Here is an 11,797-nt window from a genome sequence, read left to right on the forward strand (position 1 = left end):
TATAATAAGGACACAGTCGAGTTTTCATTCCAAAAATGGATCAAGATGTGATCGTTCAAATTCCCGTTTTAAAACTTTGCAAATGCCGATATAAAAATTACATATACCTTTGCGAGCCAAAATTATTTCACCATGTCCAAAAATCTAGTCATCGTTGAGTCGCCAGCAAAGGCAAAGACCATTGAGAAATTCTTAGGCAAGGATTTTAAGGTGGCGAGTAGCTACGGCCATATCGCCGACCTGCCTTCTAAAGAACTAGGAGTAGACGTGGACAGTGACTTTGCTCCTAAATATGTAGTGAGCTCTGACAAGAAAAAGCTGGTGAGCGAGTTAAAAAAACAGGCCAAAAATTCTGACCTGATCTGGCTCGCAAGTGATGAGGACCGTGAGGGAGAAGCGATCGCATGGCACCTTGCTGAGCAGCTTGATCTCAAAAAGGAGAAGATCAAACGTATCGTTTTTAATGCGATCACTAAAAGTGCTGTGCAACACGCGATTGAGAATCCGCGCGGGATTGATTATGATCTCGTAAATGCGCAACAGGCGCGCAGGGTTTTGGATAGAATTGTGGGTTATGAAATCTCACCCATTCTCTGGCGTAAGGTTAAAGGTGGCGCCAGTGCTGGTCGCGTACAGTCTGTGGCAGTACGGTTGATCGTAGAGCGTGAAGATGAGATCATTAATTTTAAAAGTGAAGACTCTTTTAGAATTGATGCGGAGTTCACAACGGATAGCGGTGCGGTCGTAAAAGCAAAACTACCTAGCAATCTCAATTCGCTTAAAGAAGCGCAAGATTTCTTGGATCAGAATATCGATGCCATTTTTAAAGTGGCCGAGCTTAATAAAAAACCTGCCAAAAAATCTCCAGCACCACCATTTACAACTTCAACGCTTCAGCAAGAAGCATCTCGCAAGCTCTTCTTTAATGTAAGCCGTACCATGCAACTAGCCCAGCGACTGTATGAGGCTGGTCTCATCACTTACATGAGAACAGATAGTGTGAATTTGAGCAACGAGGCAAAAAAAGGAGCGGAACAGGAAATCAAAAACGCTTACGGAGATAAATTCCACAAGTCCCGCAATTATAAAGGGAAGTCAAAGGGAGCTCAAGAGGCGCACGAGGCGATCCGTCCAACAGATTTTTCCAAACACAGCGCTGGTAACGATCGAGACCAGATTAGATTATATGAATTGATCTGGAAGCGAGCTATTGCAAGTCAAATGAGCGATGCGCAGCTGGAAAGGACTACCGTTGCAATAGAAGCAGATAAACACGATAAGAGGTTTACAGCGAGCGGTGAGATTGTAAAATTTGAAGGTTTTCTCAAGGTGTATCTAGAAAGTACTGATGACGAAGATCTCGAGCAAGAAGGTCTATTGCCTGCACTTGAAGAACAACAAGAGCTTTTCAATCAAGCCATAACCGCAACTCAGCGTTTCACGAGACCACCATATCGTTATACAGAGGCATCTCTAGTGAAGAAATTAGAAGAGCTTGGCATAGGTAGACCTTCCACTTATGCACCTACCATTACCACGATACAGAATAGAAAATACATTGAAAAGGGCCAGTCAGAGGGTGAAGAACGTGGATATACTCAATTGACACTTTCTAATGGAAAAGTAAAGGAGAAACAACTTACTGAAAAAACAGGTTCAAACAAGAACAAACTTGTTCCTACAGATGTGGGAAGGGTGGTGAATAGTTTTTTGGTCGAGCATTTTGGAGAAATACTGGACTACAACTTTACGGCTAAAGTCGAGGAGTCCTTTGATAATATTGCAGAAGGCAAAGAAGAGTGGACTGATATGATGGACCACTTCTATAAAAGTTTTCACCCTAAAGTAAAAGACGTCGCCGAAAACGCTGAACGTGAAGTAGGGGAGAGAGAATTGGGAAAACATCCTGAATCTGGCAAGCCGGTGATCGTGCGTTTGGGACGATTCGGGCCCATGGCACAAATAGGTCACGCAGACGATGAAGAGAAACCTCAATTTGCAAGTTTACTTCCCTCTCAGTCGTTAAATACTATTGAGCTGGAAGAAGCTCTTGATCTATTCAAGCTCCCACGTACTTTAGGTGAGTATAAAGGCTATCCTATTGAGGTGAATCAAGGTCGTTATGGTCCTTATGTGAAGTTCAATGAAAAAACATTTGTTTCCCTTGAGAAGACAGATGATCCCATGACGATCACTGAAGATCGTGCGATGGAGCTTATTAAAGCAAAAGAAAAAGCTGATGCTCCGATATATGAGTATGACGGTCAACCTGTGACCAAAGGTGTGGGAAGATTTGGTCCTTTTATCAAATGGGCAGGAATGTTCATCTCAGTGAATAAGAAATACGATTTTGACAATCTTTCCAACGCTGATATTGAAATGCTCATAAAGGATAAAATTCAAAAAGAAAAGGACAAACTAATTGTAGATTGGGAAGAAGAAGGAATTCGCATTGAGAAGGCTCGCTGGGGCCGTCATAATATTGTCAAAGGGAAAACTAAAGTGGAGATCGGTAAAGAGGTTGACCCATTGAAGGTCTCTCTGGAGAAAGCAAAGGAATTACTTGAGAAAAAAGCTCCGAAAAAGAAAACGGCGGCTAAAAGAAAATCTACCACTAAACTTAAAACCGCTAAGAAAAGCTAACTATGGCTTTTGAGTTTTTAACGCCGGTAGGTTCTGATGTGAGTGATCATTGCGCAGATCTGCGGGATGGTCAGATAGGTCAACAATTAGATTTTTTTGTTGGTGGTGAACTTGAGCTTTCTTCTTACGATATTGCGATCGTGGGCTGTAGGGAAAACCGCAGGTCTCAAGATCTCGACTTTTCTGGTACGCAAGTGGAGTTAGTCAAGAATGTCTTTTACGATTTATACGCAGGGGACTGGAATTTCCAAATAATTGATTTAGGTTGCATCAATCCTGGTAATGAAATTGAAGATACCTATTACGCTATTAGAACCTTATCTGAAGCATGTCTTAAGCATAATACCATTCTTGTTGTTTTAGGAGGAGGTCAGGATTTAAATTATCCTATCTACAGGTCTTTTGATTCCACGGGAGCCATGGTCAACTTTGTTAACCTGGACTCCAAATTTGATCTGGGTGACATAGATGCTCCTTTAGATGCTGGAAACTTTGTCGGGAAAATGGTATCTGAGCAACCTTATAATTTGTTTAATTATTCAAACATAGCCTTTCAGACATATTATAATTCTCAAGAAGAGATCGACCTATTAGAGTCCTTATATTTTGACGCAATGCGATTGGGAGCTTTGGATGATGGTTCTACAGAGTCAGAGCCGGTTCTTAGGGATGCAGATGTTGTAAGTGTAGACATGAAAGTGGTTGAGGGTGGATATCTCGCTTTCGCGAAAGCGTTCCCAAACGGTCTCAACGGCAAACAAATATGCTCCCTCATGAGATATGCCGGGATCAGTGATAAGTCTAAAATCCTGTCCATATCAGAGTTGCCGGTAGAACTTAATAAACAATCCACTCATCTTATCGCTCAGATGATGTGGTATTATATAGAAGGTGTGAGTCACCGCATGGGAGAGCAGCCTCCTAATCTTGAGAATGGCTTTTTGAAATATACGGTACCTAATGAGAGGGAAGAGCTGGTGTTTTACAAGTCGCAATTGAGTAAAAGGTGGTGGATGGAATTACCTTTTTTTACGGGTCATAATAATAAGTTAAGACAATTCACGTTATTAGCCTGTGATGAAAAAGATTATCACAAAGCTCTTGAAAATGAGCTTCCTGAGCGCTGGATCAAAGCTCGAATGAAGAATGAGATATGAATTTAATAGATTGTTTCGTATCTTGAAATTTCATAAAATGTTGTACAATCCAAATATTATAAATAGGTTTACCACCTTAAACTGATCAGTTAGTAAAGAATAACTCTTATGAAAAAGTTAATAGTCTTGACAGCAGTAATCGCCTTGTTAGCGAGTTGTGGTAAGGGCGACAGAGGGCAGCTAGTGGGTGCCAAGGGTAAAAAATGGAATCCAGAGAAGCCTTACGGTATGACTTTGGTTCCAGGAGGTGCCTTCATTATGGGAAAAGCAGATGAGGATATTGCTGCTACCAACGATGCTCCTACAAAAACTGTTACAGTTCCTTCTTATTACATGGATGAGACTGAAATCACAAACGCAGAGTACCGTCAGTTTGTATACTGGGTTCGTGATTCTATATTCAAAACCAAACTGGCTCTTGCTGCCGATTTACAGGGTGCTCAGCCAGGTGATGGTGGTATAGGCGAGTATGCATTTCTTGATGCTGATGAAAGCGAAGATCTGACTCCATGGCAAGAGTATTATAAAAACAATTATGCTGATTTGAGTCTAGATGGTGAAGGTCGTAAGTTAAATCCAGATGTGGAGTTGATCTGGGAACAAGATGAAATACCAGATGAGTTTTATGCTGAGGTTTACGATTCAATGTACATTCCGTTTGAAGAGGCGTACAACGGTCAGCGCACCATAGATACTGAAAAAATAGTATTCACTTATACTGAAATGGATATGGAAGCTGCTGCAAGGAATAAGGGTTCCAAGCGTAGTGATTACATTACTCAAAAGAAAATTAAGGTCTATCCAGATACTACCGTTTGGATCAGAGATTTCAACTACAGTTATAATGAGCCTATGCATAATGATTACTTTTATCATGAGGCATACTCAGACTATCCAGTTGTTGGGGTGACGTGGACTCAGGCAAAAGCTTTTTGTCAGTGGAGAACACTTTACCACAATGCCTACAGAAAACAGAAGAATGTGGAGCGTGTTAACCAGTACCGCTTGCCTACTGAAGCTGAATGGGAATATGCGGCCCGTGGTGGTTTAGAAGGTGCAACTTATCCTTGGGGTGGGCCTTACGCTAAAAATGATAGGGGTTGCTTCTTGGCAAACTTTAAGCCGTTGCGTGGTGATTACGCAGCTGATCAAGCGCTTTATACAGTAGAGGCTGAATCATACGAGCCTAATGAGTATGGTTTGTACAACATGTCTGGTAACGTTGCTGAATGGGTTGATTCATCTTATGACGTGGGTTCTTATGAGTACATGTCCAGCATGAGTCCAGCGGTGAATGATAAGAATAACAGACGTAAAGGTGTGCGAGGAGGATCTTGGAAAGATGTATCCTACTTCCTTCAAGTAGGTACTAGAGATTTTGAATACCAGGATAGTGCTCGTAGCTATATAGGTTTCAGAACAGTACAATCTTATTTAGGAACTGACGTTACTCTTAATGCGTCAACTAACTAATAACTTTTAATTCAACTAAATTTAAACTATAACTTAACTTAATTAACAACATGGCACAATCTAAAAAAGTAAAGAAATTATTTAACATGGCGTACGGTCTAGGTGCGTCAATTGTAATCATCGGAGCATTATTTAAAATTGCTCACTGGGAAATTCCAATTGGAGGTGGTGCAAAAATTGGTGGTACGACATTATTGGCCATCGGACTTATTACTGAAGCAATCATTTTTGCGATTTCTGCGTTTGAACCAGTAAAAGATGAACTAGACTGGTCACTTGTGTATCCAGAACTTGCAGGTGGTCAATCTGTAGGTGGAAAGAAAGAAGTGAAGAAAACTCCAGAAGAGCAGCTTTCTGCTAAACTTGATAAGATGCTTAAAGAAGCTCGTATTGATGCTGAATTGATGAGTAGCTTAGGAAACAGCATCAGAAATTTTGAAGGAGCTGCAAAAGGAATTGCTCCAGCAGCAAATGCTATGACTTCAACTAAAAAGTATTCAGAAGAGATGTCTCTAGCGGCTTCTCAAATGGAAACGCTTAACGGTCTTTACAAAGTTCAGCTTGAGGCATCAGCAAGACAAGCTGAAGCTAATGCAGCAATCGCAGATAATGCTGATAAGTTGAAAGCTCAAATGGAAGGTTTGACAAATAACCTATCATCACTTAATGGAGTTTATGGTAACATGTTAGGTGCCATGAAAGGATAATTAGTTGCAACTAGTTATAATATTAATTTAAACAGCTAATTATAATTTAAGAGATTATGGCAGGAGGAGATTCGCCAAGGCAACGGATGATTAACCTGATGTATCTGGTTTTCATCGCCATGCTGGCATTGAATATGAGTAAAGAGGTTTTGAACGCTTTCGGTTTGCTTAATGTAAACATTGAAGAAAGTAATGAAGCGGCTACTGTAAAAAACCAGAATGCTATGGCAGGTTTGGCTCAGCTAGCTTCAGAACAACCAGCTAAGTATAAACCGCTTCAGCAAAAAGCGGAGCAGGTTGATAAAATTTCGAAGGACTATTACGCTTACCTTGATGGAATTAAATCAGAATTGGAAGGTACTGTAGAAGATCCAGAGGATTATGCGGTGATGGATAAGGGAGATTACTTAGATCAAGAATTTTTTAGAGGAGATGGTTATACCGATCGCGGTCAGGAGTTTTTGAATCGCATGACGTCTTATAGAGATAATATGCTCTCTGTAGTAGGTAATAACACTGCGTTGAAAAATGAATTGAACGAGAAATTCACACCGGCACCAGAAGAAGATAGAGATGGAAACGAAGTAGAGTATTTAAAGTATCACTATCAAGGCTTTCCACTTATTGCTTCGGTTGCTAAAATAACTTTACTTCAGAGTCAAGTTAAAAATACGGAGACTGAAGTATTAAGTGATCTTTTACAAGGTCAAATGGAAAAAGAGGTTAGTATGGATAACTATACTACTCTTATGGAGCAGCCCAAGTCTGCTTACTTCAATGGTGAGAAATTTGATGGAGAGATTGTTTTGGGTAGAAAAGATGCTACTTTAAAACCTAATCGTGTAGAGTTAAAGCTCGATGGCCGTGCCCTTTCTGAAAATCAATATTCTATTGAAGCTGGTCGTATTAAGCTTGATGTAGGTGCAGGAAACCCTGGTGAGCATGAGATCACTGGTGCATTATATTTTGAAGAAGGTGGTGAGGAAAAAGAGGTTGTGGTAAATCAAAGTTTTGCTACGATACCTAAGCCAGATTCAGCAACTATATCGGCAGATAAGATGAACGTAGTGTATCAGGCTGTTGATAACCCGATGACAATATCATTTGCTGGAATTCCAGACAATAATGTGACAGCTTCAGCTCCAGGGTTGAACAAAGTTTCTGGTAACAAGTATACTGTAAAGCCTCGTGGAGGGAAAGAGTTAGTAATAAATGTAACTGGTAAGCTGCCAGATGGTGGTACTGTTACTGATAGCAAATCATTCCGTATTAAGAGTTTACCACGTCCTACGGGAATGGTGAGTGGACAGTATGAGAACGTAAAGAAAACTCGTTCAAGTTTGGGTATTTCGACAATCTCTGCTGAGTTCTTGGATTTTGATTTCAACTTGAAGCCTCAAGTTACAAGTTTCTTGTTTCAGGTCCCTGGAAAGCCATCGATAACGGTTAATGGTAATAAGCTGGATGCTAGAGCTAAAGGTCTTTTAGCACAAGCAAGACGTGGTGATCTAGTTCAGATTGCAAACATCAAGGCGATCGTTCCTGGTGTTAACATCAAGAGTACATCTTCTGTAACAATTGAGATTACAGACTAATTATAATTATAATGCGCAAATTTTTAGTTTTATCGGGAATACTTCTTTCAGGAATACTTTCTGCTCAGAATAATCTTCTAAATGCAGAGTCTCCTGAGGATTTTTATACCAGTACAGATGAAGAGAGAGAGATCAACAACGATCAACCTTTAGAGTATGGGTATATCGCTAAACGTGATGTTCTTTGGCAACGAGTTGTTTGGGAAACGATTGACTTGGATGAGCGTGTTAATTTTCCGCTGCTCTATCCTCTTGATGACCGTTTAGGTGATGGTCGTCGTTCATTGTACCAGGTCTTAACCGAAGCTGCTAGAAATGATGAGATAAAACTGTACGGAGATTCTTATTTTACTCAGGCCAAAACTGCTGGCGAGGTAGAAGGTTCATTATCTCTGACCAGAATATCTGATCGTGGAACAGAAATTTTAAATGAAAATTTCATCGTCTACAACGACAGTGTGCCCATGATGGATATTGATACGGTTTACAACATTCCAGATTTTGATCAATATGTTGAGGAGACTAAAATAAATCCAAGTGATGTTAAATCTTATCAGATTCGTGGGGTTTGGTACTTCGATGCTCGTCAGGGTGAATTACGTTATAGACTCTTAGGTATTGCACCTATGGTAATAGACGTGGCTGCTAAGGCTGGTGTTACAGCTGACACAGGTGCTGAAGTTGCTTTATTCTGGGTCTACTACCCAAATGCACGGGAAATTTTACACGATGCCAAAGCTTTTAATTCCGGCAATTCGGCAAAACCTATTTCTTTTGATCATTTGTTAAATTCAAGGCGCTTTAATGCTGTAATCACAAAGGTTGATAACGTATATGGTGATCGAGAGATTGGCGAATATATTAGCGACAATTCTATGATGCGTCTCCTTGAAGCCGAAAGACTGAAAGAGGACATTAGAAATTTTGAATTGGAAATGTGGAATAACTAATTATTTAGATTCTTATATTAAAGCCTCGCAATCGCGAGGCTTTTTTGTTGGTCGTAGGTCAAGTTATATTTGTTCTGGGTTTCAAAGTCAGACTTCTCGAAAGGTTTAAGAAAACGTATGCCTTAATAGTCAACTACTACTACTAAGGCCGATTCAACTCAATTCTTCAAATGCAAGTGGATAATATCATTGTTGGTTCCGGTATTTCAGGCTGTTGTTTAGCTTGGAGATTTTATTTTAACAGTCGTTCTTTCGTGATGATAAGCGATCGATTAAAGTCTTCTAGTTCTGTTGCAGCTGGAGTTTATAATCCTACAATTTTGAAGCGGTTTACAAGTGTTTGGAAAGGCGAGGAGCAACTGGATTCTGCTATTCCATTCTATAAAAAAATAGAGGGGGAACTCAACGCAAAATTGCTTCACCCCATATCCATCTATCGACGGTTTCATGATAAAAGAGAGGTGGTTACTTGGTGTAAGAAATCCGCTAAGTCAGACTTGAGTCGTTTTATGGTTGACCAGCCTCTGAAAAATGTGCAGGTTCATGGAATAGATGCTCCTCATGGGTTTGGTGAAGTTACTGAGACTGGCTGGCTTGACACGGTCGCATTTATGGCTAAAACGATTGAGTTTTTTAAATCCAGAAATCAGGTGCTTCTCTCATCGTTTGATTACGATCAATTACAAGTTAAAGGTGAAAGCTTGAGTTATAATGATTTCACGTCTAACCAGATCTTCTTTGCAGACGGTTATAGAATAACTGACAATCCTTACTTCAACAACTTACCTATTCAAGGCAATAAAGGAGAAGTTCTTACTATCAAAGTGCCAGGTCTCAAATTAGATCACATTATTAAATCTTCCGTTTTTCTGATGCCTTATAAAGATGACTTGTTTTGGGTAGGTGCAACCTACGATCGCCACAATCTTGACTATAACGCATCCGCAAGCGGTCTTGAGTTTTTAACATCAAGATTGGAGCGTTTTCTAAAGTTGCCTTATGAAATTATTGATCACAAAGCAGGGATTAGACCTACTACTCAAGATCGGCGTCCATTTTTGGGAAGTCATGCTGATCATAAAAACGTGATTTGTTTTAATGGTATGGGAAGTCGTGCTGTTCTGATGGCGCCTTGGGCTGCATCGCAACTGTATGATCACGTTTTTCACGATAAGCCACTCCCGCCTGAAATCGACATTGCACGTTTTCAAGTTTGATTTGATCAATTCATATATACCATTTTATTATCCCAGAAAGGATAGGCATCTTTGCAGCAAATTTCTATCATGCTCAACATCCATGACCTTCATGTAAGCTTCGGCGGCGAATCTCTTTTTGAGGAGGTAACTTTCCGACTGAACCCTGGAAATCGTGTAGGCTTGATCGGTAAGAATGGTGCCGGTAAATCCACATTACTCAAGGTTATTTCTGGCGATGTTCCACACGACTCGGGTACCATTGCTGTTGAAAAAGAAGTGAGCATCGGTTTTTTGCGGCAGGACATTGATTTTGTACAGGGAAGAACAGTGCTTGAGGAGGCTTATACCGCTTTCGCGAAAGCGAGATCCATAGAAACCCAACTAGACAAGATCAACCAGCAACTTGCGGAAAGAACGGATTATGAAAGTGAATCCTACAGCCAGTTGATCACGGATCTATCTGATCTGACGCATGAATATGAAATCATAGGTGGGTACCACTATCAAGGTGAAACAGAGAAAATTCTGAAAGGTCTGGCATTTAAACCAGAGCAATTTGACATGCTCACCGATGAACTCTCTGGAGGTTGGCGCATGCGTATTGAGCTCGCTAAATTACTACTGGAGAAGCACGATATTTTATTACTGGATGAGCCTACAAATCACCTGGATATAGACTCTATCTTATGGTTGGAAGGCTTTTTACAAAATTACCCAGGAGCAGTGATGATCGTCAGCCACGATAAGATGTTCCTTGATAACGTGACCAATCGTACCATTGAGATCAGCTTGGGACGCATCTACGATTATCCTAAACCTTATACAAAGTTCCTCGCATTGCGTGCTGAAATGAGAGAGCAACAAGAAGCGACTTTCAAAAACCAGCAAAAGGAAATAGAGCGCACAGAAAAACTTATTCAAAAGTTCAAAGCTAAGGCGAGTAAGGCCACCATGGCACAGAGTCTTATCAAGAAACTGGACCGTATGGATGTGGTCGAGGTCGAGCAGACTGATAACGCTGCCATGAACATCAATTTTACCAAATCCATCCAGCCGGGTAAAATTGTTTTAGAGCTGGAAGATGTCAGTAAATTTTATGGTGATAAAAAGGTTCTTGACAATATAGACCTAATGATCGAGCGAGGTAAGCGTGTTGCGTTTGTAGGACAAAACGGTATGGGGAAATCCACGCTCGCTAAAATTATAGTGGGTGATGAAAAGGGTCAGGGAAACATCAACTTAGGGCACAATGTACAATTAGGCTACTTCGCTCAAAACCAGGCAGAGTATCTTGATGGTGAAAAAACGATCTTAGATACCATGCTCGACGCTGCAGATGATACCAATAGGGTGAAGGTGCGCGACATGCTGGGCTCTTTTCTTTTTAGGGGCGATGAAGTTGAGAAAAAGGTGAAGGTGTTGAGTGGAGGCGAGCGCAATCGATTAGCTTTATGTAAGCTCTTGTTACAGCCTTTCAACGTACTGATCATGGATGAGCCTACAAACCACCTGGATATTCAATCTAAAAACGTACTCAAGGCAGCCCTACTCAAATTTGATGGAACCTTGATTGTGGTCAGTCACGACAGGGAATTTTTACAGGGTCTGACGGAGCTCGTTTATGAGTTCAGGGATCATAAGATCAAGCTTTATCTAGGAGATATTGATTATTACCTCAATGAACGTAAAGCTCAAGACATGAGGGCTATTGAAAGAACCAGTGAGGTAGCTAAGACAATAGAGGTTAAAAATGAGGAACAGGCTCCTGAATTGACTTATGAGCAACAAAAGAAGCGTAAGTCCTTAAACAATAGACTCTCAAAAGCTGAATCTAGAATCAACGACCTCGAGTCTGAGATCAAGAAACTTGATCTAGAACTTGCTGCAAATTATGATGAGCTAGCGGCTCAAGATGGCTTTTTTGATAATTATCAAGAAAAAAAGAAGGAGCTGGATAAGTGGATGCTCAAATGGGAAGAAGTATCAGAAGAGTTGGATCAATTGTAGGTACAGCTTTAAGGTTTCTTTAGTAATTTGATATAGGGGTATGAGTAGTTTTGGCAAGTTCATCTG

At 40.5% G+C, this 11,797-nt stretch carries 8 protein-coding genes; all 8 read left to right on the forward strand.

Translation table 11 applies throughout. The features are described from left to right. The first annotated feature begins 132 nt into the window (after positions 1 to 132). The 8 genes from topA (at position 133) to BST97_RS14000 (ending at position 11,731) form a co-directional block, all read left to right on the forward strand. Entirely contained in the window at positions 133 to 2,643 is a 2,511-nt protein-coding gene (topA, locus tag BST97_RS13965) for a type I DNA topoisomerase (protein WP_085767814.1), read from the forward strand. Between the two features lie 2 nt (positions 2,644 to 2,645). Next, positions 2,646 to 3,800 carry a formimidoylglutamase gene (locus BST97_RS13970; protein WP_085767815.1) on the forward strand — a complete coding sequence of 385 codons (1,155 nt, stop codon included), beginning with the start codon at positions 2,646 to 2,648 and terminating at the stop codon, positions 3,798 to 3,800. Between the two features lie 108 nt (positions 3,801 to 3,908). Beyond that, entirely contained in the window at positions 3,909 to 5,273 is a 1,365-nt protein-coding gene (gene porK, locus BST97_RS13975) for a T9SS ring complex lipoprotein PorK/GldK (protein WP_085767816.1), read from the forward strand. Between the two features lie 50 nt (positions 5,274 to 5,323). After that, positions 5,324 to 5,980, forward strand: a complete 657-nt coding sequence (porL, locus tag BST97_RS13980) for a type IX secretion system motor protein PorL/GldL (protein ID WP_085767817.1) — start codon at positions 5,324 to 5,326, stop codon at positions 5,978 to 5,980. A 56-nt stretch (positions 5,981 to 6,036) separates the two neighbouring features. Then, a complete protein-coding gene (gene porM / locus BST97_RS13985; protein ID WP_085767818.1) occupies positions 6,037 to 7,575 on the forward strand; it encodes a type IX secretion system motor protein PorM/GldM in 1,539 nt (512 codons plus the stop codon). An 11-nt stretch (positions 7,576 to 7,586) separates the two neighbouring features. Next, on the forward strand, positions 7,587 to 8,525 hold the full coding sequence (gene porN / locus BST97_RS13990) for a type IX secretion system ring subunit PorN/GldN (protein WP_085767819.1): 939 nt from the start codon (positions 7,587 to 7,589) through the stop codon (positions 8,523 to 8,525). 170 nt (positions 8,526 to 8,695) lie between these two features. Continuing rightward, positions 8,696 to 9,742, forward strand: a complete 1,047-nt coding sequence (locus tag BST97_RS13995; protein ID WP_085767820.1) for an NAD(P)/FAD-dependent oxidoreductase — start codon at positions 8,696 to 8,698, stop codon at positions 9,740 to 9,742. Between the two features lie 69 nt (positions 9,743 to 9,811). Then, positions 9,812 to 11,731: an ABC-F family ATP-binding cassette domain-containing protein gene (locus tag BST97_RS14000; protein WP_085767821.1), complete on the forward strand. Its 1,920-nt coding sequence runs from the start codon at positions 9,812 to 9,814 to the stop codon at positions 11,729 to 11,731. Positions 11,732 to 11,797 lie beyond the last annotated feature (66 nt).

It is taken from the genome of Nonlabens spongiae (assembly GCF_002117125.1).
Lineage (GTDB): Bacteria > Bacteroidota > Bacteroidia > Flavobacteriales > Flavobacteriaceae > Nonlabens > Nonlabens spongiae.